Origin of the sequence: uncultured Thiothrix sp. (genome assembly GCF_937873765.1) — a bacterium.
In the GTDB taxonomy this organism is placed as follows: domain Bacteria; phylum Pseudomonadota; class Gammaproteobacteria; order Thiotrichales; family Thiotrichaceae; genus Thiolinea.
Window position 1 is genome coordinate 20485 of the sequence record NZ_CALMZC010000012.1, and the last position, 25697, is coordinate 46181.

Annotated in this window: 28 protein-coding genes; 13 read left to right on the forward strand and 15 right to left on the reverse strand. The window is 43.4% G+C overall.

What is annotated here, in order from left to right:
- Window positions 1–4 precede the first annotated feature (4 nt).
- The 4 genes from choW to Q0307_RS01945 are packed head-to-tail and all read left to right on the forward strand — an operon-like array spanning window position 5 to window position 4326.
- Window positions 5–856, forward strand: a complete 852-nt coding sequence (gene choW, locus Q0307_RS01930; protein WP_298655674.1) for a choline ABC transporter permease subunit — start codon at window positions 5–7, stop codon at window positions 854–856.
- Window positions 857–1999 (forward strand): choline ABC transporter ATP-binding protein, encoded by a 1143-nt coding sequence (gene choV / locus Q0307_RS01935; protein ID WP_298655677.1) that lies wholly within the window; start codon window positions 857–859, stop codon window positions 1997–1999. It abuts the gene before it with no gap.
- A gap of 13 nt (window positions 2000–2012) precedes the next feature.
- On the forward strand, window positions 2013–3440 hold the full coding sequence (locus Q0307_RS01940; RefSeq protein ID WP_298655680.1) for an FAD-binding oxidoreductase: 1428 nt from the start codon (window positions 2013–2015) through the stop codon (window positions 3438–3440).
- A gap of 13 nt (window positions 3441–3453) precedes the next feature.
- Window positions 3454–4326: an EamA family transporter gene (locus Q0307_RS01945; RefSeq protein WP_298655683.1), complete on the forward strand. Its 873-nt coding sequence runs from the start codon at window positions 3454–3456 to the stop codon at window positions 4324–4326.
- 3 nt (window positions 4327–4329) lie between these two features.
- Here Q0307_RS01945 and Q0307_RS01950 read toward each other — a convergent pair whose 3' ends face one another.
- Window positions 4330–4626: a hypothetical protein gene (locus Q0307_RS01950; protein WP_298655685.1), complete on the reverse strand. Its 297-nt coding sequence runs from the start codon at window positions 4624–4626 to the stop codon at window positions 4330–4332.
- 74 nt (window positions 4627–4700) lie between these two features.
- Here Q0307_RS01950 and Q0307_RS01955 point away from each other — a divergent pair, with 74 nt between their 5' ends.
- Window positions 4701–5864 carry a MalY/PatB family protein gene (locus Q0307_RS01955; RefSeq protein ID WP_298655688.1) on the forward strand — a complete coding sequence of 388 codons (1164 nt, stop codon included), beginning with the start codon at window positions 4701–4703 and terminating at the stop codon, window positions 5862–5864.
- On the opposite strand, the gene Q0307_RS01960 is transcribed toward Q0307_RS01955, so the two are convergent.
- Window positions 5857–7029, reverse strand: a complete 1173-nt coding sequence (locus Q0307_RS01960; protein WP_298655691.1) for a benzoate/H(+) symporter BenE family transporter — start codon at window positions 7027–7029, stop codon at window positions 5857–5859. The genes Q0307_RS01955 and Q0307_RS01960 overlap by 8 nt on opposite strands.
- 166 nt (window positions 7030–7195) lie before the next feature.
- Between Q0307_RS01960 and Q0307_RS01965 the strand changes: the two genes are divergently transcribed.
- The gene (locus tag Q0307_RS01965; RefSeq protein WP_298655695.1) at window positions 7196–8185 is read left to right on the forward strand and encodes a hypothetical protein; all 990 of its coding nucleotides are present in this window, start codon (window positions 7196–7198) and stop codon (window positions 8183–8185) included.
- Between the two features lies 1 nt (window position 8186).
- Here Q0307_RS01965 and Q0307_RS01970 read toward each other — a convergent pair whose 3' ends face one another.
- Complete coding sequence (locus Q0307_RS01970; RefSeq protein WP_298655698.1) at window positions 8187–9236, reverse strand: PHB depolymerase family esterase; 1050 nt, start codon at window positions 9234–9236, stop codon at window positions 8187–8189.
- Between the two features lie 240 nt (window positions 9237–9476).
- Between Q0307_RS01970 and Q0307_RS01975 the strand changes: the two genes are divergently transcribed.
- A complete protein-coding gene (locus tag Q0307_RS01975; protein WP_298655701.1) occupies window positions 9477–9713 on the forward strand; it encodes an RND transporter in 237 nt (78 codons plus the stop codon).
- Here the strand turns inward: Q0307_RS01975 and Q0307_RS01980 are convergent.
- The gene (locus tag Q0307_RS01980) at window positions 9710–10102 is read right to left on the reverse strand and encodes a DUF3461 family protein (RefSeq protein ID WP_298655703.1); all 393 of its coding nucleotides are present in this window, start codon (window positions 10100–10102) and stop codon (window positions 9710–9712) included. The two genes, Q0307_RS01975 and Q0307_RS01980, sit on opposite strands and share 4 nt — an antisense overlap.
- 184 nt (window positions 10103–10286) lie before the next feature.
- Here Q0307_RS01980 and Q0307_RS01985 point away from each other — a divergent pair, with 184 nt between their 5' ends.
- Entirely contained in the window at window positions 10287–12098 is a 1812-nt protein-coding gene (locus Q0307_RS01985) for an endonuclease/exonuclease/phosphatase family protein (protein ID WP_298655705.1), read from the forward strand.
- Here the strand turns inward: Q0307_RS01985 and Q0307_RS01990 are convergent.
- Both Q0307_RS01990 and gloA read right to left on the reverse strand, forming a co-directional pair.
- On the reverse strand, window positions 12083–12991 hold the full coding sequence (locus Q0307_RS01990; protein ID WP_298655708.1) for a GIY-YIG nuclease family protein: 909 nt from the start codon (window positions 12989–12991) through the stop codon (window positions 12083–12085). The two genes, Q0307_RS01985 and Q0307_RS01990, sit on opposite strands and share 16 nt — an antisense overlap.
- 3 nt (window positions 12992–12994) lie before the next feature.
- Window positions 12995–13381 carry a lactoylglutathione lyase gene (gene gloA, locus Q0307_RS01995; protein WP_298655963.1) on the reverse strand — a complete coding sequence of 129 codons (387 nt, stop codon included), beginning with the start codon at window positions 13379–13381 and terminating at the stop codon, window positions 12995–12997.
- 124 nt (window positions 13382–13505) lie between these two features.
- Here gloA and Q0307_RS02000 point away from each other — a divergent pair, with 124 nt between their 5' ends.
- The 3 genes from Q0307_RS02000 (at window position 13506) to Q0307_RS02010 (ending at window position 14759) form a co-directional block, all read left to right on the forward strand.
- Window positions 13506–13982: a paraquat-inducible protein A gene (locus tag Q0307_RS02000; RefSeq protein WP_298655711.1), complete on the forward strand. Its 477-nt coding sequence runs from the start codon at window positions 13506–13508 to the stop codon at window positions 13980–13982.
- Window positions 13983–14087: 105 nt separating this feature from the next.
- Complete coding sequence (locus Q0307_RS02005) at window positions 14088–14345, forward strand: type II toxin-antitoxin system Phd/YefM family antitoxin (RefSeq protein ID WP_298655714.1); 258 nt, start codon at window positions 14088–14090, stop codon at window positions 14343–14345.
- A 3-nt stretch (window positions 14346–14348) separates the two neighbouring features.
- Entirely contained in the window at window positions 14349–14759 is a 411-nt protein-coding gene (locus Q0307_RS02010; RefSeq protein ID WP_298655716.1) for a type II toxin-antitoxin system VapC family toxin, read from the forward strand.
- 89 nt (window positions 14760–14848) lie between these two features.
- Here the strand turns inward: Q0307_RS02010 and Q0307_RS02015 are convergent, their stop codons facing one another.
- Complete coding sequence (locus Q0307_RS02015; protein WP_298655719.1) at window positions 14849–16216, reverse strand: RNA-directed DNA polymerase; 1368 nt, start codon at window positions 16214–16216, stop codon at window positions 14849–14851.
- The gene (locus Q0307_RS02020) at window positions 16213–16779 is read right to left on the reverse strand and encodes an SLATT domain-containing protein (protein WP_298655722.1); all 567 of its coding nucleotides are present in this window, start codon (window positions 16777–16779) and stop codon (window positions 16213–16215) included. Before Q0307_RS02020 ends, Q0307_RS02015 begins: the two co-directional genes overlap by 4 nt.
- Before the next feature lie 679 nt (window positions 16780–17458).
- Between Q0307_RS02020 and Q0307_RS02025 the strand changes: the two genes are divergently transcribed.
- The gene (locus tag Q0307_RS02025; RefSeq protein ID WP_298655725.1) at window positions 17459–18109 is read left to right on the forward strand and encodes a hypothetical protein; all 651 of its coding nucleotides are present in this window, start codon (window positions 17459–17461) and stop codon (window positions 18107–18109) included.
- A 48-nt stretch (window positions 18110–18157) separates the two neighbouring features.
- Complete coding sequence (locus Q0307_RS02030; RefSeq protein ID WP_298655728.1) at window positions 18158–18652, forward strand: invasion associated locus B family protein; 495 nt, start codon at window positions 18158–18160, stop codon at window positions 18650–18652.
- A 181-nt stretch (window positions 18653–18833) separates the two neighbouring features.
- Here the strand turns inward: Q0307_RS02030 and Q0307_RS02035 are convergent, their stop codons facing one another.
- The 7 genes from Q0307_RS02035 to zapD form a co-directional block, all read right to left on the reverse strand.
- Window positions 18834–20585 (reverse strand): peroxidase family protein, encoded by a 1752-nt coding sequence (locus Q0307_RS02035; RefSeq protein WP_298655731.1) that lies wholly within the window; start codon window positions 20583–20585, stop codon window positions 18834–18836.
- A gap of 200 nt (window positions 20586–20785) precedes the next feature.
- Complete coding sequence (locus Q0307_RS02040) at window positions 20786–21418, reverse strand: DoxX family protein (protein ID WP_298655734.1); 633 nt, start codon at window positions 21416–21418, stop codon at window positions 20786–20788.
- A gap of 109 nt (window positions 21419–21527) precedes the next feature.
- On the reverse strand, window positions 21528–23420 hold the full coding sequence (dxs, locus tag Q0307_RS02045; protein ID WP_298655737.1) for a 1-deoxy-D-xylulose-5-phosphate synthase: 1893 nt from the start codon (window positions 23418–23420) through the stop codon (window positions 21528–21530).
- A 55-nt stretch (window positions 23421–23475) separates the two neighbouring features.
- Complete coding sequence (locus tag Q0307_RS02050; RefSeq protein WP_298655740.1) at window positions 23476–24360, reverse strand: farnesyl diphosphate synthase; 885 nt, start codon at window positions 24358–24360, stop codon at window positions 23476–23478.
- A complete protein-coding gene (locus Q0307_RS02055) occupies window positions 24357–24593 on the reverse strand; it encodes an exodeoxyribonuclease VII small subunit (protein WP_298655743.1) in 237 nt (78 codons plus the stop codon). Before Q0307_RS02055 ends, Q0307_RS02050 begins: the two co-directional genes overlap by 4 nt.
- An 18-nt stretch (window positions 24594–24611) precedes the next feature.
- A complete protein-coding gene (locus tag Q0307_RS02060) occupies window positions 24612–24917 on the reverse strand; it encodes a DUF1244 domain-containing protein (RefSeq protein ID WP_298655966.1) in 306 nt (101 codons plus the stop codon).
- Window positions 24918–24933: 16 nt separating this feature from the next.
- A complete protein-coding gene (gene zapD / locus Q0307_RS02065) occupies window positions 24934–25683 on the reverse strand; it encodes a cell division protein ZapD (protein ID WP_298655745.1) in 750 nt (249 codons plus the stop codon).
- Window positions 25684–25697 lie beyond the last annotated feature (14 nt).

Consider the following 25697-nt stretch of genomic DNA (forward strand, 5'->3'; position numbering starts at 1 on the left):
TCCTATGGATTGGCTCACAGAACACAAACTGCCCATTGGCAAATGGTTAGGCCAAGGTGTTGACTTACTGAATCAACATGCTTCTGGCTTTTTCGATAGCATGTCGATGGTACTAGAAACCATCCTCAACGGCACAACCAGTGCACTCCTGTGGATACCCGCATGGCTTTTAATTGCAGGTATTGCAGGTTTAGCTTGGTGGTTGCATCGTAGTTGGGGTTTAGTGGTTTTTGCTGTGTTGTCCTTGCTGCTAATCGTCAATTTAGGCTATTGGCAGGAAACCATAGAGACCCTAGTCCTTGTTTTATACGCCACCTTGCTCTGTATGCTGATTGGTGTGCCGCTCGGGATTGCAGCGGCGCATCATCCAATGCTTTACACTATTTTACGTCCGATTTTAGATTTAATGCAGACGATTCCAACTTTCGTTTATTTGATTCCCACCCTGATTTTATTTGGTTTAGGTGTAGTACCCGGTCTAATTTCCACCATTATTTTCGCGCTCGCCGCACCTGTGCGTTTGACTTGGCTTGGGATTTCCAGTGTGCCGAATACCTTGATTGAAGCGGGTAAATCCTTTGGTTGCTCCAAGAACCAATTGCTGTGGCGGATTGAGTTACCACACGCGATGCCTACTATCATGGCGGGTTTGACGCAGTGCATTATGCTCTCGCTATCGATGGTGGTAATTGCAGCTTTAGTTGGCGCTGATGGGTTAGGAAAACCCGTCGTGCGCGCCCTCAATACCGTCAATATTGAGAAAGGTTTTGAAGCCGGTTTAGCGATTGTAATTCTAGCTATTTTGCTGGATCGCATCTTCAAGCAACCCACCAAACAACCAGCAGGAGCACACTAAATGGTTGCGGTTGAATTCAAACATGTTGATGTGATTTTCGGTAAAGACCAAAAGCGTGCAGCGGCTCTGCTTGATCAAGGCAAAACTCGACAGGAAATTCTGGCTGAAACTGGTTCAGTCTTAGGTGTCGCTGATGCTAGCCTGATCGTAGAAGAAGGCACGATTTGTGTGCTGATGGGCTTATCCGGTTCTGGCAAATCTTCGCTGCTGCGCTGTGTGAATGGCTTAAATCCAGTCACTCGCGGTGAACTACTGATTGCACACCAAGGTAACACTGTCGACATGGCGAAAATTTCGAGCAGCAAATTGCGCGAACTACGCCGTGATCGAATTGCGATGGTTTTCCAACAATTTGGTCTGTTACCTTGGTGCACGGTACGCGAAAACGTCGGCTTTGGTTTATCCGTCAAAGGTGTGCCCAAAGATGAAGTGAAGCGTATCGCTAATGAAAAATTAGCCTTGGTGAATCTCTCTGATTGGGCAGAGAAGCAAGTGAATGAATTATCAGGCGGGATGCAGCAGCGGGTGGGTTTAGCGCGCGCTTTTGCCACCGATGCTGATATTCTCTTGATGGATGAACCCTTCTCAGCTCTTGATCCATTGATTCGTGACCGCTTGCAAGATGAACTCTTAGAGTTACAAAAAAAGCTTAAGCGCACCATTATTTTTGTCAGCCACGATCTGAATGAAGCTCTAAAACTTGGCAATCAAATCGTAATTATGGAAAGTGGGCGAATTATTCAAGCGGGTACGGCACGGGATATTATTTTCAAACCTGCCAATGAATATGTGCGCCGCTTTGTGGCGAATATTAATCCGCTGCATGTACTTTATGCAGGTGTACTGATGCGCCCGCTCAGTCAATTTAGTCGTAATCAAGAGCTAGTCACACTGGATGGTGGTTGGATTTTGCAATTTGATGCAGCCAACCATCCGATTAGCCTGCGCTTAAATGGTCAAGATCATGCGCTTCAAACAGTCGATTTCGATACTTGGATGCAGGATGTGGTCGAGGTCGCCCAGCAAAGTGATCAGCCCCTTTTAGTCACTCAGGCCGGTAAAGTAGTGGGCGTTATCCAGCACAAAGACATTCTGCAAAGCCTATTACGTCAAACCGATTTAAGCACTGAACAGCCTATGTAGTCAGGAGTCAAACATGTCCAGCCTAACGCGGCGCGAAGCCTTAAAGACACTGCTAACTGCTTTAGCGATTCCCGTAGCTTCACAAGTAGAATGGGCATTTGCCGATAGCAATTTGCCGCAAATCGCCGGACAGCTTTACTTCCTCAAGCCCACCGATACTGAATACGCACAGCGTCGGCAAATCTTTAATAAGCGCATTGGTCTAATGCCGCGTCTGATTGCGGTGTGCTTATCGGATAAAGGCGTACAAACTGCTATGCAATACGCCGCTGCGAATAATTTGCCAGTGGCCGTAAAAAGCGGCGGACACTGCTTTGAAGGTTATAGCTTAAATAATAATGGCCTTTTGATTGATTTATCTTTATTAAAAAGCTTCAAATATACCGCTACTGATCAATCTTTTACGACTCAACCCGGTGCAAAACTCGGTGATGTGTATGCTTATCTCGCCCAGTTTAAGCGTCTAATTCCAGCGGGTTCCTGTGCTGGTGTAGGTGTGGCGGGTTTAACCTTGGGTGGTGGCTATGGTTTTTTTGCGCGGCAACTGGGTTTAACCTGTGACAGTTTAACACGAGTGAAACTGGTGGATGGGCAAGGTAAACTCTTAGACTCCAAAGATAATGCTGAGCTGCTTTGGGCCTGTAAAGGTGGGAATAACGGTAGTTTGGGTATTGTCACTGAATTGCAATTTAAGACGCACCCTACTCCAACCAACTTCACTAACTATCGCTTTAAATATCGTAATTTAACAGCTAATAAGGTAGGGGCTTTAGCAGAACGTTGGTTTAGCTTAATGCCCAACTTACCGACTACTTGTTATTCCTCATGGGTACTTGGACCAACCCAACTGACCATTCTGATCACTGATATAGCTGAACGCTCCTCACCGCTCTTACAAACTATTTTGCGGCAACTAGGCAAAGATGCGACCACAGTACAGGGCCCACAGAAAGATGAATTCCTACGCGGTATTCAGCGCTTTCGTGGTGGAACTGAACCGATGTATTTTAAGAATATTTCAGCCGGTTACTATAATAGTTATGCTGATATTAAGAATGTGCTACCCCATTTATTTACCCAAATGCAAGCCTCAGCTCTGAAACAAAATCTTATTCAGATTAATACTTTAGGTGGCGCAATTCGCGATGGATTTAGTACAGCCAGTGCCGCTTATCCGCATCGGAACTATGCCTATTTAGGTGAGTTTCAAGTCTACTACCAGCGCTCCCGTGATACCCCCAACGCCGAAGCCTTCGTCAATCAAGTGCAGCAACAATTTACCCAAGCAGGTATTAAAGCGCACTATGCCAATTACCCTGATATTGGCTTAAAAAATTGGGCGCAAGCTTATTATGCAGACTCTTATCCGCGCTTACAGGCTTTAAAACGCAAGCTTGACCCGAATAATCGCATCCAGCATCCACAAAGCATTCGCCTCTAAATCGGAGTTTTTTATGAGTTCAGTTAACCGCGCCACGGCAGTCGGTTTTATTTCTATTGTGTTATGGGGAATTTTGGCACTTTTAACCAGCCTCACTCATGGCAAAATCCCCCCCTTCCAAATGCTCGCGATGACTTTTGCACTTGCCTTTTTGCTAATGTTGGTTAATTGGCTACGTCAGGGTAAAAGCGGCTTAGAATATACTCATCAACCCATGCTAGCTTGGCTGTTAGGTGTAGGTGGCTTATTTGGCTATCACTTTTTTTATTTTTTAGCGATGGCACATGCACCCGTGGTGGAAGTAAGCTTAATTTCTTACTTATGGCCACTATTGATTGTCTTATTTTCTGCGCTGCTACCCGGCGAGCAGTTATCTAAATTTCATTTAATCGGTGCTGTTTTAGCCTTAGTAGGCTGTTGGGTCTTAATTGGTGGTGGCAGTTCAGGCTTTAGCGCTAACCATTTAACCGGCTATTTAGCCGCACTCGCTTGTGCTTTTCTATGGTCAAGTTATTCGGTAGCTAGCCGTTTGGTTAAACAAGTTCCTACCGATGCGGTCGGCTGGTTTTGTGGTGTCACTGCACTATTAGGCTTAATCTGCCATCTGCTTTGGGAAACCACCGTTTGGCCTGCCGATTGGGTGGAATGGTTAGGCGTGATTGGTTTGGGCTTAGGGCCCGTCGGGATTGCATTTTTCACTTGGGATTATGGTGTCAAGTACGGTAATTTGCAGTTGCTAGGCGTGCTCTCTTATGCAGCGCCTTTGATCTCGGTGATGATACTGATTTTAGCGGGCAAAGCTGAACCCACTTTAAGTGTACTGTTTGCTTGTCTTGCAATTGTCGGTGGTGCTTTTATCGCGGGTCAGGGTAAACCATCTCGCTAAATCCTACTCATCGCAATCACAAGACGCTTGCTCATCAAGTTCTACATCAACAGTTTCAATGTTGTCATCCTCGACATAAGTGGGATACTCATTGACTGGATTTCCTTCTATATAAGTTACTTGGGAATCTGGATAGTAGTTAGTGCTTGCTGGTTGCTGAGCATTAAACAAGGCAGATTGGGCTTGTACATTGGCGTACCACATGGCTGAACCGCCCGCAAATATATTGGTACTATCCGCATTGGCATTGGTGAGTGCGCTTATCAGGAGTACGCTTGAACATAGAGGTCTAAATAACATCAATTTACTCCCCAACATATGACTTTCATTGTTAAATATAGCACCCATACCCTTAGCTATTTAAGGAAATTTTTATGAATTTCGATGAAGTGATTGATCGCCGTCATACAAACTGTATGAAATGGGATTCAATGCAGCAATTCTACGGCGTTTCGCCAGACACTGGCCTTGCGATGTGGGTGGCTGATATGGATTTCCGCCCACCACCTGCAGTGACTGCAGCCTTACAAGCTGAAATCGAGCACGGCGTGCATGGCTATTTCGGCGATGAATCCGCTTACAAAACTGCGCTTTGTCACTGGATGCAACATCGCCATCAATGGGCAGTTGATCCAGAATGGATTAAAACCGTGCATGGCTTAGTGGCAGGCACAGCTTTATGTATTCAAGCTTTCACTCAAGTGAAAGATGGCGTAATTCTTTTTACGCCGGTTTACCATGCTTTCGCCCGCACCATTAAGGCTAATCAACGCGAAGTGATTGAATCCCCCTTACAAATTGATGCTAGTGGTTTGTATCGAATGGATTTAGCAGCCTTAGAACAGCAGCTTCAAGGCCATGAAAGAATGGTAATTCTGTGCTCGCCACATAATCCGGGTGGACGCGTTTGGTCAATGCAAGAATTGCAGGAATTGGCAGATTTCTGCTTAAAGCACGATCTATTATTGGTATCTGATGAAATTCATCACGATTTAGTGTTTCAAGGCTATAAGCATAGCCCCATGTCCTTGGCAACTCCGCAAATTCGTGAACGTTTAATTATGCTCACTGCCACGACCAAAACCTTCAATATTGCGGGCGGTTTAACCGGTAATGCGATTATTGAAAACCCTGAGCTGCGTAGCCAATTCAGCCAAGCGATGTTAGCTGCTGGCAGTTCACCGAATCGCTTTGGCGTGTTGATGTCAACTGCGGCTTATGCTCAGGGTGAAGAGTGGCTTGAAAGTTTGCTGGAATATTTGGATAACAATCGCCGCTTATTCGATGCGGGTATCCAACAGATTAAAAGTTTAAGGTCAATGCATTTAGAGGCCACTTATCTAGCTTGGGTCAACTTTGCCGAGACCGGTTTAAGCCCACAACAAGTGATTGATAAAGTCCAAAAAGAAGCAGGGATTGCAACAAGCCACGGTGCTAGTTTTGGTAGCGGTGGTGAAACGTATTTACGTTTTAACCTTGCTATGCCCCGCAGTCGAATCGAACAAGCACTGGAGCGCTTAACCGCCGTTTTTAACTAATTAAAGCCGCACGCTTTTGCACTAACCAAAAGCGTGCGAGTAAACCCAAGACTAAGCCCCAAAAAGCACTACCTAAGCCTACTAAGCTAATCCCTGATGCAGTCACTAAAAATACAATAAGCGCTGCTTCACGTTCGCTACTGTCAATCAATGCGACCTGTAAACTATTAGCAATCGTGCTAATCAAGGCAAAACCCGCAATGGCTAAAATCAAGGTTGGGGGGAAGGATAAGAATAAACTGGTAATACTCGCACCCAATAAACCCGCCAGCAGATAAAATACACCTGCACTAAAGCTCGCCAAATAACGCTTTGACTTATCCTTATCGACGTCCTCACCCATACAAATGGCTGCGGTAATCGCCGCTAAGTTATAGGCGTAGCCACCGAAAGGGGCAAGAATCATGGTGGTTAGACCGGTAAAACCAATGGTTTTAGACAACGGCGCGGCATAACCATTAGCTTTAAGCACCGCGACTCCCGGAATATTCTGGGAAGCCATCGTCACAATAAATAATGGCAACCCTACGCCAATTAAAGCTTCTAAGCGAATTTCTGGCATCACAAACACCGGCTGTGCCCATTTTAAGGAAAGCTTCCCCAAATCCATCAAACCACTAAACCAAGCAACCAACATGCCTACTATTAGCGTTAGTGGGATGGCATAACGCGGTAATAAGCGCTTCATTAATAGAAAAGTGACGAACATACAACCGACTAACAACGGTTGTTGTTGCAAGGAAACAAAGGCACTCAAGCCAAATTTCAGTAGCACACCTGCCAGCATGGCCGAAGCCAAGGGCACAGGAATCCAATGCATCAAGCGCTCAAACCAGCCTGCATAACCAATTACTGTAATCAGTATCCCACAAAGAATGAAAGCAGCCGTAGCTTCGGGTAGTGAAACACCTGCAAGACTCGTCACCAATAAAGCAGCTCCTGGTGTTGACCAAGCCGTTAACAGCGGAATCCGATAATACAGTGAGAGCGAAATACTCGAGACGGCCATGCCAATACCTAACGCCCACATCCATGAAGCAATTTGAGCCTCCGTCGCACCAACCGTATGGGTCGCTTGAAAAATGATGGCGGCTGAACTGGTATAGCCCACTAAAACAGCGACAAAACCAGCACTTAGATGCGCTAAGGAGAAGCCTTTGAACATAAATAAAGCTCTGAACGGTGAGAGCGGTATTGTAGGAGGGCTGAGAAATGAAGGCAATGAGCTTAAAAAGCACCTATACCCTAGAAAAAGGTAATTAAACCATCTCGTTAATTATTGAAAATCATGTTAGTTTTCCCATTCTTTTTAGGCAGCAACTGATTTTACGATGAAGATATTTGTTATTGGTACTTCTAACTCAGTGATGCGTGGAAACTATGCATCAGCTTTGAAGGAAAAACATGAGGTTATTAACCTCTCGGTTGGTCGAACTCCAGTGATTATGCACCTTAAAATGATTATGGAGAAAAAAGAAGAAATTGAACAAGGTGATGTGCTTATCATCGATCATTATATTAATGACATGATGTATTACGCCGCAGCCTATAAAGAAGATTACTGGCTCTATGTAGAGGACTTGTACAAATTACTAGCCAGCTTAAATATCAATGTAATCAACCTTTTATTCCCGATTCGTGGTTATAAGCAGCATCCTGATTTTGGTCATTACCAAAAAATAATTGAACTAGGTAAAGAGTACAAATTAAGTCGCCTTGATCTGAATAAATCAGGTTTTTTATGGGATGATTACACTGACTACACGCACCTGAAAAATAGCAAGTCTTATGAGTTTGGTCTGTGGCTAGGAGCAGAGCTTAGTCAACAAAGTTGGGCAAAACCTCGTGACGGGAAAATTTTAGAAACCCCATATACCTTCGTCCATTTTCAAAACTTAAATACTAACCGCCCTGTAAGAAACTTCTGTAATAGCCTAGTGAATATCAACTTTATTCGGATCACTGAAACCATTGAAGTCGATACCCAAGGCTTAGGCGAGTTAATCGGTTTTAGCTATTTTCGAACCAACAATAGCTGTGATGGCATTTGGCTTAATGAAAGACCTATCGTAACCTCTAACAATGGCTATTTTGTTGATCTATTTGATGAGAAGTTTCTACCAACAGCTAAGCTAGTAATTCGGCCAATGCTAGAACAAGGCGGCTTCTATTCACCAAATAACTTTGAATATGTGGAAGGTCAATTTGAAGGCGCAAAACTAGTTGAGCTAATTTTTAGGAAAAATGGTGAATTTTTAGTTAATCCATCCAAACATCATCGTATTCCTTTACATTATCAGCGTCCTCCAGCAGAGGCATAGCTTAGTGTACTAGAACCTTAATCATTTTATCCAAAGCGCGGATTTGCTTCCCCCGCTTATCCGCATAATGCTCTCCACTATAGCCCCACCAATCCCAGCAAGCTTGAAAATTACGCTGAGCAGCAGTGGCAAAGCTAGCACCTAACCACACTTTAGTTTGCGGATAAAGGATAACAATATGATTGCTTTCTGCCCAAGCGTTATAACCGGTTTGGGTGTAGAACATATCACCAATTAAATCTTCGGTTTGTGAGCAGCCGTGTAAAGCAATATGTAATTTACAACGCTCGCCATTTTTACAGGCCGTGGGAATATAAATATGTGCATTTCGATGCAGGCTTATACTAGGATCTTTAGTATCAAAAAAGACTTGTTGATTGAAGGGATGGAGATTAGTGGATTTAGCTTCTGTTTTAGCTTGAAGTGGGCCATAAATCTGCTGAAGTAAAGCACCAGCGGCATCCAAGTCACAATCATTGATGAAAGGTGGCAAGGCTAAATTGCAAGTCCGACCATAACTATCTGTAATCATACCGTGACTTGCATGGGGATCTTTGATATAGCTAATATTATCAGCAGGTATAAACGCTTGATAATAACTTTTTAGGCTGTCCATCACCTGAGTGGGAACTAAAGGGTCTTTCACACCAGAAAACATCCAAATCTTTTGTTTGGCCAAATGAGTCGGATCATCAATCCAACCCGCTTGAGCTAAACGCTGAGTTTCGTGGACAGAAAAATCTACATAGGGACTCGCACTACGATTCCAGAGAGCGGGCGAAGTGTGGGTACAAACACTTAACATGGCATACATACCCGTGAAGTCTAGCCAACGTGCTAAGTATTTGCCTGCAGCACAGCGATAAGGGCCGCCTGCAATCACTCCTGCCCCCATAATACGTTGGGAGTAAATGACCTGTAATTGCACTGCCATAAAAGCACCTGAAGACACTCCAGACACAGAAGTTTGCTCAGGGTCAATATGGAGCTTCTGGCTCAGTTCAGCCAAGGCAGTGGCATTGACGACCTTAGAACAGGTCACTAATAACATAAGACTGAACAAGCATTGATAGCTAAAACTAAGCATAGTCAAACAAGTTACTAGAAAAAACCTTAGTCTAAAGGAAAGCCGATTTAACCACAGAACTTATTAAGCCTATTTGGCAAGCTCTGGGCATTTATGTTACTTCTGAGCACATTCAATAATATAGCCGTATCTTTGAATTATGAGCATTACTATCTGCTGCGCTTTGAGCACTTTTAAACCTTCTAACCCTAAACTTCCAAACCCATGATGCAAGCCTTAAGCCGTTTATTGAGTAAAATTCCTCTATCTCTGTTAGTGATTGCTTGCCTCACTTTGGGCTTAGCCCCATTTTTCCCAGTCCCCCATGTATGGGAAAAACTTGAGCTGTTAGCTAATGGCGCTTTAAGTCGACCGCTTGATATCTTTGATTTAATCCTGCATGGTACACCGTGGATTTTACTAATCCTACGTTTGCTGCTAGTACGCTCTAAGTCTGCTTAGTGTTCTAAGCGGTTTACCAGTTGCTTTAAGCTATTCAGCTCAGCATTAAACTCCTCCTGTAAGCGCTCGATTTCACCCAAAATTTGAATTTTCAATTCGCTACGATCTTGTTTAGATTGCACGATAGAATCTAGCTCAAGAATCGCTTTGGAGAGTACGGGCGAAACCTCATACACGAGTTCGGCCTGACTGAGTGCACCATTGCTCACCTGAGTGCGTTGTGAACGGCCAAAAGTATAACTGCGTACCACTGGCAAAAATGAACCTTTCGGACGCTCATAGCGAATTCGTAATACATCAGTATCGGGACGCGGTTGGGTTAAAGTGTAACCAATGATCTGCATCGGGTTCTGTACGCCCATCGAACTTAAAATCGAATATTGACTCATTGCGCTGCTCCTTTATCGTTAATATCAGTCGCCTCGCTAGTGTAACGTAAAAACCTCAAGCGCTGATGAATTCGCCGTTTTCAATCGGGAAATAGTGCCGAATAGCACCGAGATAATCTGTGCATAGTCTTAGATTCAAAAATGCTAACATAGTTTGCATTGCGCATCGCTGTAGGAAACCGCTATGAAATTCGCTACCTTCAATCTGTTTCAATATGTTGCCCCTGAGTTTTATTGGTATCAACGCGCAGCACGGAATACTTATTCTGAAGCAGAATGGGCACAAAAGCAGGCTTGGATTAGCCAAAGTTTAATAACGATGGATGCTGATGTGCTGGGTTTTCAGGAGGTGTTTAGCGTTGCTGAATTGCAGACTTTGTGTGCAGCCACGGGCTATCCCTATTTTGCTACGGTAGATACGTCTGGCACGCTCCCTGATGATGAGCAGGTATTTATGCGTTCAATTGTGGCTTTAGCCTCGCGTTTTCCACTCAAGAATATTCGTACCGTGCCCATGCAAGCGGAAGTGCAAACTGAACTATTCCTGCCTGATGGCTTTCAATTCAGCCGCTTGCCAGTCTGTGCCGAAGTTGAATCCCCAGAGCTTGGCGAGGTGACGGTCTATGTGCTGCACCTGAAATCGAAGCGTGCTGCTAGTCTTGATATTACTTACATGGATGAAGTTTCATGGGAAGAACGTGGCCGCGATACTTTATTGCGTTTATCCAGAGCCAATGTCGCTTCTCTCTTACAACGCGGGGCGGAGGCCACTTTGATTTATCACAGTGTCAGTGCTGACTTAAAAATCAATCGGCAACGGCAAATTGTGGTCATGGGTGACTTAAATGACGACCAACGCTCAACACCCTTCGAAGCGATCACCATGCAAGACAAAATCTATGCGATTGGAGGGATTGAACAAGAAAATTGGCCGGAAGACTTAATACCTAAACTGCATGATTACCGCTTAAGCGATAGTTTCCGGATTGCTCCCAGCATGCGCCAATCGGCACGTCCGTTTACGCATATTCATCATGGTGCAGGGAGTTGCTTAGATCATATTCTCGTATCTAACTCACTGAATCCGCAGAATGGCCGCGCAGTCGCGGAAGTGCTGGATTATCGGGTTTGGAATCGACATTTAGATGATGATGGTATCCCGAATCGTTTGCAGTCGGATCACGGACAAGTTTGTATTACCTTGATTCCCACACATGACCCAGCAAATCAACCGCAAATTGGTAGACCCGTTATTTATCGTGATGCGGCTAATTTAGCCACTCGCCAAGATTTTATTGATTTAGCCGGTGGCATCTATCAATCCAGCAAGCATTTCCGCCAATGGAGCAGTGCGGATAAATGGGAGAACTTTTGGTCATTCTTTTTTGATAGTGCTTACGGCTGGGTTCCCTCCATTTATGGTTCAGTGCCCGTCGATGACTTATATCAGAAACAGCGCCACAGCATTGAGCATGTGATTCCGCTGGATTTCCTTGACCGTTATTTAGCCTTTAAACATCAGCCCCGGCATGTGCGTAATGGTGCCACCGTCAACCCTTTCAATTTCGCACCCTCCGAGCGTGGCTTGAATGCGAAACGCTCTAACTTTGCCTTTGATTTTGAAGGCGATAGAATTGTGCGCCCGTTTAATCTAGATCTTCAGCCCGAAGCGTTTGAGCGCACCGGTTTTGACAAAGACAATGAATGGGTGATTCCTTCACGCAATCGGGGCGATGTGGCTCGCGCCCTGCTGTATATGTTACTGGTGTATGGAATTGATGAACTGTATGAGCGGCATATTGATACTTTAGTGCATTGGGCAAAAATCGATATGCCGAGTGCGTGGGAGCTAGCCTATAACCACTGGGTACATGGTCGCTTAGGCATTCGCAACCCGCTGATTGATACCCCCGAAAAAGTTTTACCACTCTTGAATAACAAAGAGCTGATGCATGCCATGGTGATTCGCGAAGGTAAGCCTCAAGGCCAAATTTGATCGAGATATTTCGCCGCTAAAATCGTATCACGTAAAGCATAACGCGGCGACTGCATGGATAAGTGGCAGCCTTCTCGTCGTAATACCGGTTTAATCATACTGGCTTGCTGGCGGAAGCTAAGCAGGTATTTGCCGGTATTTTCATAAGGCTCAATTTTCTCAATATCCGCAATATGCGTAATCGCACTCACGGGCGCCACTTGATAAGCTGCTAAATGCTTAATCTTATGCAGATGTTTCTGTTGAATCCGCACCGCGAACCATTGCTGAGCCTCTAAAAAAGTTTTCTCCATCCCCTCCTCTTTGACGGGCACCACTAGGGTATCGAAGGCCTCTAACTCAATTTGCTTAGTGGCTAATAAGCGGCGTTGCCATTCAGTGAGTTTGTCTTCTGGCTTAGGCGGTGTGAACGCATTAATCCCCAGCATCGGTAGGATCAGAAGCATATCCGCTAAAAAAGCTTGAGCCGTAGCCCGCGCCATCGGTGACATCGTAGGCGACATCGGCGTATTTTTATTCAGGAGCACAGCACGGTTATATTGCTGCGCCAAATTAACCAAAGCATGCTCTAAAAACTGTACTTCGGTTTTGCCAATTTTGTGGTTTTGATCAAAGAAATAAATCCCCCAATCCCAACCTTCTTTATTCGCCACATGCTTACGTAAGCGTTCCCCCAAAGGATCCGCTTCGCCAATATAAATAGTTTCCTCTGCGGCATTACCTACTAACACATAGACGCCCGCTTGATTAAAGCCGGGTTCATATTTTAGGTTAGCAAACAACTCTTTAGGGAAAACCACTCCATAACCTGACCAATTGGATTTATCCACATGGCGAATCCCTTGCGGGTCGCCCGTGGGCGCAAAGACAGTAATAGAAAACGGAGCTTGCATGCCTTAGGACTTAGCCCCAATGAGTTCGATTTGATAGCCGTCAGGGTCTTCTAGGAAAGCAATAATCGTCGTGCCTGCATTCATTGGCCCCGCTTCACGAATAATCTTGCCACCGGCTGCACGCATTTTTTCACAAGCTGCATACACATCCGGTACTTCAATCGCGATATGCCCAAAAGCCGTCCCCAATTCGTATTCAGCCACACCCCAGTTATAGGTCAGTTCTAACACGGTATTATTTGATTTTTCGCCATAGCCCAAAAAGACTAAAGTGAATTCACCCGCAGGATAATCTTGGCGGCTCAGCTCACGCATTCCTAAGACTTGGGTATAAAACTGCACGGAACGCTCTAAATCACCCACACGCAGCATGGTATGTAAAATTCGCATCATGACACTCGCATTCAGTTTAAAAAACTATGGTAGCGTAAATCGCTCAAACTGGAAAAAATGCTTTCTCCGCTTGAGGGCAAGCCCTACCATAAGCGCCTTTGACTCAGAACAAGGATTAAACGTGCATTGGCTGTTACGCTGGCTCATCAATCTAGGTTTACTGGCAGCGCTCTGTTTATTCATCACTGGTGTATTCGCGCCCTTGATGGAGTTAGAAAAATTTTGGGTCTTTAAAAACCAATTTTCGCTCTACTCCGGCCTACAAGATTTATGGCAGCAAGGCGAACACTTTCTGTTTGTATTTTTGTTCTTGTTTAGCATCCTTACCCCGCTGGTCAAAATCTTTGGCCTCGCACTCGTAGTGAATAGCAGTGCAGGCTATCAACAACGTCATAAGCTATTTCTGCAGATTTTAGCGGTCTGGGGAAAATGGTCGATGCTGGATGTGTTTGTAGTCGCTTTATTATTTGTCGCCGTTAAATTGGGCGCTTTAGCAAATATCACTGTGCATTATGGTTTGTATTTATTCGCAGGCTCAGTGATTTTAGTGCATATCTTAAGTCTTTATTTGTATTTGGATAGTAGGGCTGCAGAATAAATGAGGATGAAGCTGCGGTTAATTGCTACCCGCTTTATTCCTCTTGTTCTTTGAAAATGAAAAGATTAGACTAGTCATGTAACTAGTCACAATGGAGATATTCTTATGCAAACTTGGGCCGTTCAAGACGCTAAGTCTCGTTTTAGTGAATTTTTGGATACTTGTCTGGCAAAAGGCCCGCAAGTAATCACTCGGCGGGGTGCTGAAACAGCAGTACTTATCCCTATTGATGTTTGGAAGAGGCTCCAAGCAGCGGCAAAACCATCATTGAAAGATTTATTGTTATCTGATGCTGGGCGTGGTGATCTGGTGTTACCTGAGCGTGGGCAAGCTCGGAGGCGGCATGTACAAGAGGTTCTATAAATCATGTATTTATTGGATACCAATGTTGTCTCTGAATTGAGGCGGAAAAAACCGCATGGGGCAGTCGTCGCATGGGTTCAGTCGGTTGATGACCAAGATTTATATCTCTCGTCGGTAACATTAGCCGAAATTCAAGCCGGTATTGAAATAACGCGGGATCAAGATGCCGAACGTGCAGCCGAACTGGAGACATGGCTTGATGAAGTGGCCGCCACCTATAACATCTTGGACTTGGACGGTAATACTTTTCGTGTTTGGGCAAAGTTGATGCACAAAAAATCTGACACCTTATACGAAGATGGAATGATTGCCGCTATCGCTCAAGTCAATAAGCTGATTGTCGTCACTAGGAATATCACTGACTTTGAATCGTTTGAGGTTAAGTTGCTGAATCCATTTGAGTATAAGGTTTAATGTCAACATGACGGGCACGGCGGGGAGTAGATTGGGCGAAATCACGGGCTGTCACTGCGTCCGTCGTCGACATAATTGTTAGCTCTTTTTTAAGATATATCACCAATATCTTGCTCAAGTTCTTGTATTATATGGGTTATTCTCATGCCAAAATATTTATTAATTGTCTCGTCATCAACTTTTGACAAACGTTTATAGCCTAAATATCGTGTTAAAATTTTTCTCTTATCAGCGACTGATAATATATCAAAATTTGTAATGTACTTATGTGAATTTACTTTTAGACGTTTTGTTTCATGATATGTTTTTATCAGCTTTTTTATGTGAATACTTTTAGGGCAAACTCTAGTTACGAGTTTTGTTATTGTTTGGTCTATTGAGTAAATTGGAGTTAAGTCTTCAATTTGAGAAAAATAAAACATCCATCCCCTTTTTTTGCCTTCAAATATACAGCCTGTAATTCTTAGATTCAGACGCCATTCTAAAACATCTATACTGCTATTTTTTGCATCTGGTTTAGTGGCTTGGTCGTATTTGTATTTAAAAGTTGTTAATAAATTAGCTATGGAGTCTTCAAATTTTTGTTTATTGTTTTCTATTATTGTGGATTTTCTATTTTTATACTTATATCCTAAATAATGCAATTCATCATTTATATCCCCTGACTGGCATTTTGAGTTTTTTTTGTTAAGTTCGTGTATTCCCAAGTTTGTTTTTTGAAAATCGTTCTTGATGTCATCAAATATTTTATCGCAATCCTTTTCTTTGCAAAACATTAGAATGTCATCTACATATCTAGTATAAAATATTTTTTTATTTTGCTTGTATTTATTGTCAATATCAAGCAAATATATCTCTGCTAAAATATTGGAAATTGATAATCCTTGTGGAACTCCTGATTTATTCTCTTCATCCTTTTCATTCTTAGCCTTTGTTACGGTGGTGTTTTTTATTGCTTTGTTTATGAGGTCTATTAGTTCTGGCTTCCGTATTTTTCTTTTGAGAATTTTAAGTAAAGTCTCATGATTAATAGAAGGATAAAAATTAGAAACATCTATTTTAATGTATTTGTCATATTTTTTCTTCTTAATGTTTTTATTTATTGACTCTATTTTTATTTGTGGTATTTCTATGTTTAATAAGTCTTTATAAACTGCGGCTAATATATTGCATATAGCACGTAATGTAATTCTATCTCTGAAAGTTGGTATTGATATTACTCTTGGATTCTTATTTTCTCCTTTTGATATAAGTTTCTTCTTGTATGGTGTAAAGTTATATGTGTTATTATGAACTTTTCGGTTGATTATTTCTATATGGTTATCGCACTCTTGCCTGAATTTATCTCTCCCAATTTTATCTAATCCAACAGCAGTGTTTGACTCTATGTGATTATGGTATATCTGCTTTAAAGATGTTGCTTTGAATTGATTGTTAAAATATTTATAGGCACTCATAAAAATGTTGTCATGTAGATAGTCACAACGGGTGATGTATATAAAAATATCAAGATTAATAGTCTTGCTATTTTATATCCGAGAGTAATTACTATTTCGTATTTTGATGGTTTTCTACTGGTTAAGGATGATTTGTTGAAGACTCGAAAAACATAATCGTCGATTGTATTATGATTTTCTGACAATTCTAATAAATCAGTATATTTTGCTCTAAGTTCATTGATTTTTTCTTGATCTTCATTTTTTTCTGCATCCAATGCAAGGAAATATAAATTTTGTAATTCTATGTAGTGATTTTTTAATGCTTCAGCTCTACTCTTAAAATTTTTATTTGTAACAAATAAAGAAGTGACAAGTATGACGATTGACATAATCACTAATGCCAAGTCTGTCTTTCCACCTAGCATGGAACTGTCTTTAAGCAGTATAACGGCCAAACATGTATTAATTATTGAGTAAATTATTAATAATATCTGTGAGTGATTATCATTGCTTAATAATCTCTCTGATGCTTGAATGCGTGCTTTGCGGGTAAACCAAATGTTATCAGATAATTTTGACACTTATTTTTATCTCATAGAAAAGTGGGAGGCAGATAGTTTTGAGATTATTTCATACTTCTCGAAGCATGAGAAGTCTAAGTGGCAGTTACGCTCAACTTAAATCGTATTAAAAATACAATTACTTATTAGATTCACCCCGTTTCTGGAGTTTGTCAGAGACACCGCCTCCCACTTCCTTAATATATCAGACTTTGCTTATGAGAGGCAATTTGTCATTTTAGTGAGCTAACGAAAATAGCTGAGCAGAACTGGCATAGCCAGTTTCTGACTCAGCGACTTGTTGGTTGCTTGCGAGATAGTTATAAGAACTCCGTTTATTGAATTCTACACCGACAAATCGGAATTAAAGGAGTCTGCTGCAAAAGCATCATGAATTCAGTTAAGACTAGAAATTTCTGTCAATAACTACGTTTTGAAGAATTTCTAGTCTTAACCTGAATAGCATGTTTTTTTGCTTTTTTCAGCTTCTTCTTATAATCTGAGACTTGTCTTTCAAATCAAGAAATTGGTCTTGCTATCGCAACCAACAGTTTATTAGACGGAACGCTGGAATATTAGAATATACAGCATTACGCTTTTTTAATTAAATAAAAATCAATCATTTCTAAAGAGTTGCAGGGTAATAGCCTAAACCTCTAAGCTAGCTACTTTAAGAACCACTACTTGCGAGCACTTATCCATGAAAATTGTCCCTGTCCTGATCCTAGCCACTCTATTCTGTATCAGTACCAGTTATGCGGCTGGTTTCGATTGCAATAAAGCCCGAAGCTCCACTGAGAAAACTATTTGTAATACCACTAGCCTATCCGACTTAGATGAAATTCTGGTCTTGAGCTTTAATAAAGTAGTCGCCAGCAGTGCAGATGCTAAAGCTTTAAAAACGATTCAACAGGCGTGGTTAAAAAACCGTGAAACTTGTGCGAGTAATGTCAGTTGTATCACTCAAGCTTACACTTCACGCATTAGCGAATTAGTGAATTTAGTAGCTAAAAATCAGCAAACCATGACAAAGACTGACTCTAGTAACTCAGCGAATACTCAGACTGATCCCGTACCAGCCACCCAAGCCATTGGCAAAACCTTGACTGGCACGATTGAAAGTTATGAATGTGGCGATAATTGCTATCTGACGGTGAAAGATGAACAAGGCACAGAGCATGTCGCCTTATGTACTGCGCCGCAGTGCGATAGCTGGAACGAAGTGGCTGCTATGCCGAAAAGCTTCCTGAAGAAAAAAGTACAGATCAGCTTTGGACGTGCTAAGCAATATGATGGTGCGGGTAACGAAATGGGTGAAATGGATGCCTTTGATAGCATCACGTTTTTTTAAAAAGCCTGTTAAACTAGCCCAGCCATTATAAAAAATAGGAGATAAAACATGGGCTTCTGTCATCTCAAGCTAGTTCAGGCTAGCTTGTTTTCACTGTTCGTCGTGAGCATCGGCACGCAAGCAGCAGGTAATGTTCAGGGCAAACGCTTTCAAGATTGGGGTGGCAATTGCCAAGTGGCTAACCAAGTTCGGCATTGTTATTTAGAACAAGTGCTGCACGATGGTGAGCAAAAAGTCATGGTCAGTGTGATTGGCTATCTTCCGGGGCAAAAAATACCGAGCATGGCTTTTGAATTGCCACCCAATATCCATTTACCATCGGGCTTCACCTTGAGCCTGAATGAGCGTCCAACCTTACGTTTCAAAGGTAAATGTAGCGCTCAGCGTTGCACCGCCAGTTTCCAACTCACGCCAAAAATCTTGCAGCAATTCCAAAAAGGCCAAGCTGCTACGGTTTCTTATCTATCCACACCGAATCAACGTCCAGTGAATTTGCCGTTATCATTGATGGGCATTAGCGCTGGTTTGAATGCCTTGAAATAGAAGCTTTAGGTACACAGGGCAGTGATACTGCCCTGTACTTTATGAAGCTTAGCCTAGTAAACCTTTAGCCAAAGCGTCTTGTAGCAAACGGATTTGCTCTGGGTCGGAACTATTGCTATTGATTTTAGGCGTATCCTCAACAACAGCCGGTGCAAAAGACCGTGCCGTAAAAGAAGCTGGTTCAATAGCTTGGGCAGTAGCTCCAGTTGCTGCATTGTAAATGCACATTTGAAGCTAAGAAAGCATTATCTTGCACATCTTTAATAGTGGTATTGCGCTGAATCACATCAGCGAGCGTTAAATTATTTAAGTCTTTCAACTGCTGACCTGAGAACTGGTTCTCATACCAAAAACGATCACCATCCCGCAAGGCTTCAAACTGATGGGTCAGAATCGTTGTCAGGGTTTCACCCGCTAACGAATCACCCGTGTATTTTTCTGCTAAACCGCCTACCCATAAATCCACATCATCTGGACTATCATAGACTTGCGCTAATTTCTGCCCAAAATCACCCTGCCAAATTGGATCGTTAAAGCTTTCGATACGTGATAAGCCTAAAGACTCACGCACATCATTGTAGCCAGCAATCCCATGATCGCGCCCGCGTTGCAGATTGATAGCGACTAAATCCAAGCCACCTGAACCCGGTTGACCAAATAAGAAATTACGCACATCATCAATCACCATAGGGTCGAAAGCTTGTGCGGTTTGTGACATACCACCCCGCAAGAACGGCTCGATCCCCGCTTGGTCAACTAAACCCGGTTTACTGAAAGCATCGCGTAATGACACATTACCTTGATCAATCTCATTACCCTTATCATCTAAACGCAATAAGGTCGGTGATAACATCGTATGACCAAAACGGAAAGCAGCAGCAGCAAACTCATTATTAATGCCTGCATTTTGCGTCGGGTCATAGCCTTTATACTTAGATAAAGCATCCTCACCCAGTAAGTTCGGCAGGAACTCGTTATAGGTAATCGCTTGAATTTCAGCGATCACTGTACGGCGGGCTTCTTGATAAAGCTTTTCATCCGACCAACTAGGATTCTTAGTCATCAGTTCATCCGCAATGCGATTATGTTCACGCAACCAAATCGTGTGCATAGACGTTAAGGCAGGATTTTCATTCGAGCGTTCATCTCCAGCCACAAAAGCGCCATTGGCATTCTTCGGTAATAAGTTGCCTTCGCTGGTGCGCAGTTTGCCACCCTCAAAGGAACGTAAAGCATCGGCAGTCGCTTTATCCGAGCCATACACCATTGAACCGTCAATATAGGCGGTTAAAGTGTTAGTTTGCTGCGCAACACCATTGCTATCTAAGCTTGAATTGCTCCGTGTGAGGGGAATGCTAGCAGTACCCGTGCCCTTTGGATCAAAGAAGGGATCTCCAGTCGGCACAGGAATATCAATATTTACTCCCGTATTCGCCTGCACTAGCGATAAATCATGATCAAGGAATTGTCCCCACATCCAGAAAATATCACTTAAACCTTTACGATTAGCGGTGGTTTCTGTTTGGGCTGATACCGCATTACTAACTTCACGCGTACTGGGCAGATTGACTGCCTTAGCGCCGCCCGGTTCCCGAGTACTGTCTTTGGGTGTCAAGCGTTGTAAAGAACTACCTTGCTTGCCCCAGTCTGGATGTTGCACATTATTACCGCTGCCATCGGCGCTACGGTACTCAGGTTTCTGTGCCTGATTAATTTGCTCAAGTAATTGCTTTAAAATTTCAATTAAAAAGTTGAGCAGAATATTAAAAATCGGGTTACTACCACTGCCACCACGAAAACCACTCGCAAAGCTATCCGCTCCTGCAATACCTTGTACCGCAAAGCTATTGCTGAGGTTGGGGGTAAAATTCGTGGAGTTATTGAAATTAGTGTTATTTAGATTAGTCGGTCTATTATTAATTGGGTTACGCATCGTTATCTGTCCTTGATTTAGACTGAAAAATATCGGTGATCAGTCGGTTGTGCTCATCATGAAAAACAAGCGCTCAGGACAACAATACGTAGTTTCTTTGCCGCTTCAGTTCTTAAGATAATTGGTCATAATTAAAATAAATTATTTATAGATAAAAAAGGCTGCACAAAGCAGCCTTTCTGCAACACTAATGGAGAAACTTACACACGTCTAGTACGCAAACCCGGCTCGTCAGTGGCATCTACCTCAAATGGATCGTGACGCGCTGCTTCAGCATTTTCAATTTTGCGCGCGAAGTTCCGATAGATATACCAATCCAAACTAAACCAGCGCCCCGCCCCCATGAAGAACAGCGTCAACAGCAGGATAAAATAGGTAATGTAAAGCGCAAACGGATTAGAGCCGAGCGTCGTATAGCCATGCTCGAAGAAAAATTGCTTAGCTGCAGACCCAATACCCGTTAAGCCCCCTACTGCTTGCAAACCTAACACCACGACGACTGCAAACAGACCCAATACAATCCAACGCACGGCAAAACCTAGAATTAACAAGATCGCCCCTGCTACCTCCAGACCACCAATGACCGCTGAACCAGTCGTCCCAAACATACTCAGTATCGTGTCATTCATGGCGCTAGCACCATTAATAAAAGCTTCTTGATTCCACCAAGTTAAGGGGTTATACCAGACGAAATCAGCAGCCGTGAATAAGCCTAAACGTTTCACCCCATCGACCCAGAAAATGGGTGCTAAGAGTAAACGAATGGCTAAAGGCGCTAGAAAATCAAACACTCGTAGCCAATGCAGGCTAAAAAAACCCAGAAGAAATTTCATAAGCACTCCTAAAAAAATAAAGCGTTTGCCCATGCATATCATTAACTCTTATTGGAGTATATATGCTGCACTGCTGCTTTTCTGATGAAGATTCCGCTGAACAGGCCGATTAATGCGCTGCTTGACGTGGCACAGCTACTAGCTTCGGTGGAATTTCAGCCTTAGGAACATAACAAGCTCGAATCCGCCGCACTAAGCTTTCAGCATCTAAGTCGCAAGCTGCTAATTGTTGCTCACGCAAAGCCTGCTCAATATAAGTATCAGGTAAACCGAGATTGAGTACACGGGTTGTAAGGCCAGATGCAGCTAAACACTCATTTACACCACTACCTGCACCACCTTGCACCGCATTATCTTCCAGTGTTACTAATAGCCCATGAATCTTAGCCATAGTATGAATCAGTTGACTATCTAATGGCTTGACGAAACGCATATTAACCAGACTAGCATCTAGCTGCTCAGCGGCTTGTTGAGCTTCGTTGAGGAGAGAACCAAATAATAAAATCGCAATTCCAGACTTACCTTCACGCAAAATTTCGCCCTTGCCAATGTCTAAGGCTTGCATCTCTACTTGAGGAACTAGGCCAATACCCTTGCCACGCGGATAGCGTACAGCACAAGGAGACTCTTGCTGGAAAGCGGTGAACAGCATCTGCCGACATTCATCTTCATGCGCAGGGGCCATCACAATCATATTCGGGATACAGCGCAGATAAGACAGATCATAGTTGCCAGAATGAGTGGGGCCATCAGCACCGACTAAACCCGCACGGTCAATCGCAAACACTACTGGCAAATTTTGAATCGCCACATCATGAATCAACTGATCATAGGCACGCTGCAAAAAGGTCGAATAAATCGCAACAACGGGTTTTAAACCCTCACAGGCTAAGCCCGCTGCTAAGGTTACTGCGTGTTGCTCTGCAATACCTACATCAAAATAGCGTTCTGGATACTGCTCAGCGAACTTGACTAACCCAGACCCCTCTCGCATTGCAGGCGTAATGCCCACTAAGCGTTTATCCAGTGCCGCCATATCGCAAAGCCAAGTACCAAACACTTCGGTATAAGTCGGTGTTGAGGCTTTCTTCCCAGAAACCAAGCCCGTTTTTAAATTGAAGGGGGTAACCCCATGATAGGTACAAGGATCATCTTCGGCTGGTTCATAACCCTTACCTTTCTGGGTGATGACATGCAATAACCGCGGGCCTTTAATCTGCTGCAGATTACGCATCACATTGACCATTTCGCTGACATCATGCCCGTCAATCGGCCCATAGTATTGAAACCCCATTTCCTCAAATAAAGTGCCGGGCAATACCATACCTTTCATATGTTCTTCGGTAAGCTTGGCAAGCTTTGACAGTGACTTACTGCTAGATAAGACTTTTTTGCCATTCTCCCGCATGCTGGAATACACTGGCCCTGAGAGTAAGCGCGTCAGATATTTACGTAGCGCACCGACATTCGGTGAAATAGACATCTCATTATCATTTAAAACCACTAGCAAATCAGCATCTAAATCCCCTGCATGATTCAAAGCTTCATAAGCCATCCCTGCCGTCATCGCCCCATCACCAATCACAGCAATCGCTTGCCAGTCTTCGCCTTTCTGTTTGGCGGCCAAAGCCATACCTAAAGCCGCCGCGATGGAAGTACTAGAGTGTCCTACGCCAAAAGTATCGTAAAGGCTTTCACTCCGTTTAGGAAAACCCGCTAAACCATGCTCTTGGCGAATGCTATGCATAAGATCACGCCGCCCAGTGAGAATCTTATGTGCATAGGCTTGATGACCTACGTCCCAAACTAGACGATCTTCAGGTGTATTGAAGACATAATGCAGAGCAACTGTTAGCTCCACTGTGCCTAGGTTGGAAGAAAAATGTCCACCACCGGTGGAAACACTAGTTAACAGAAAATTACGGATTTCTTTACACAGATCGGGCAAAGCATCAGGGTCTAAACGGCGTAAATCAGCCGGAGACTGGATAGATTCAAGCATGCGCGACCTCACTCAATACTAATAATTCTACTGGCAGTAGGACTTGACTTAGTGCCTACCGAACACGCTTTACAGTAAATTCGGCTATTTCCAATAATAAGGGCGCATTTAACCCTTCTAAAGCAGCCACTGCTTCTAAATATAATTCATTCAACTTCCGCTTCGCAGCACTCATCCCAATAATCGAAGGATAAGTCGGCTTACCTGCGGCTACATCAGCGCCCCGTGTTTTGCCCAAGGTTTGAGTATCGCTTTCTATATCCAGAATATCATCTTGCACCTGAAAGGCTAAGCCCAAACACTTTGCATAATAATCAAGTTGATTTAACTGTTTTTCAGGCAAATCAGGCACAGTATAGGCAGCTAACAGGACACTGCTACGAATTAAAGCGCCTGTTTTATGGATATGCATTTGCTCCAACTCAAGCTCAGTTAAGGTTTTACCTACCGACGCCAAATCAATCGCTTGCCCACCTACCATTCCGCGTGAACCAGCAGCGAAACTCAACTGCTGCAACATGTATAGACGCTGCTCAGCACTTAGATGTTCATGAGCTTGTGTGATTAACTGGAAAGCTAAAGCTTGTAATGCGTCACCCGCTAAGATAGCGGTTGCCTCATCATAAGCACGATGACAAGTAGGCTTACCACGCCGTAAGACATCATCATCCATCGCTGGTAAATCATCATGAATCAGCGAATACACATGAACCAGTTCAATTGCAGCCGCGGGCATGTCTAAAACTTCTGGCGCTACTCCTAAAGCCCCTCCCGTTGCATACACCAGCAAAGGGCGCATGCGTTTGCCACCATTCAGCACCGAATAACGCATAGCCTCATGCAGGCGCATCGGCAGAATTTCAGGTGAAGGCAACACACGGTCTAACACGGACTCAATCCGTGTTTGATAATCTTGTAAGGCAAAACTCAGCGCCTTCACTGAGTTTTATCCTCTTTAAAATCAGTTTGGCTACCATCCGCTGCTAAAAGCTTTACCCGTTGCTCAGCTACACTTAAAGCTGCTTGGCATTGCCGTGTTAATTGCACGCCACGCTCAAACTCTTGCAGGGATTCTTCTAAGGATAATTCGCCACTTTCCATTTTCTGGACAAGGGCCTCTAATTCTTGGAGGGATTTCTCGAAATCTGGCTTAGTCGTTTCTTTTTTTGCCATAAATCACACTGTATTGGCTTATTCAGTTTTTTGTTCAGGTCGAACCGCATCATAGGCCGCTAGCTGTTCAGAACTAGCCTCGCGTTGGTAACGATCCTTGAATTCGGCATAAGGAATGCCATAAATGATTTCGCGAGCTTGCTCGTAATCTAACTCAACCCCACTCGCGTTCGCTGCCCCTGCATACCATTTCGACATACAATTACGGCAGAAGCCAGCCAGATTCATTAAATCTATATTCTGCACATCGGTGCGCTTTTGAAAATGCTCGACTAACTTACGCCATGCAGCGGCTTCAACCTCTAAGCGTGTTTGCTCGTCCATCATTACGTTCCTCTCTCTAAAATGCGCATAATTTTAAACGGAAAACAACATCTTCTGGTAACTGCTTCCCACGCTCCGATAACATATCAACCTCTACGAAACGTAGAGAAAATCGCTGTTTCCCTGAGCTAATTTCAGGGTAAATATTTTTATTGGCGGGTAACTCTAACTGCAGTAATTGATAAACTTTGGTTAACCCCAAAGACATTTGAAAAAATCCATCACGCGCTGTGTATTCCTCACCATCACAGTAATTGCGCAGCAAATTCAGCATATAGGAAATCGCATCAGCGGTTGTCACGAAGGGCTGACCCCAGTTAATTAAATCAGCAACCCGAGTCTCTGCTTCTTGTTCTTGCCATTGAGTTAAAAGTGGAATGTCCACGCCATTAATCCCACCAGGCAGAGAAATTCGTTGTCTTAAACTACTGAAGAAAATATGTGAGCGTAAATGCTGACCTAAAGCACCACGCAAATGGTAAAGCTCATTCGCGTGCTTATTAAGCGCGTCTAAAGTCACATCTTGTTGATCTTGAACATCAAAATCGCGCCGCACTGATTGAGCAACACGATCCAGTTCTTTAATTACATCGCTTTTAATATCCACGCGTGCGACCAGATTATAGAGGTCGAGCAAAATATCTAAGGCCACAAGGGTATCAGCTTGATTGGCTTGGGCTAGGTGGTAGCGGAAGCGCTTAACCAGAAACTCAAGCCGCAGGAAAAGCCTGATCTTTTCATTTAGCGGTTGTTCGTAAATGGTCATAAGCACCACTCAAT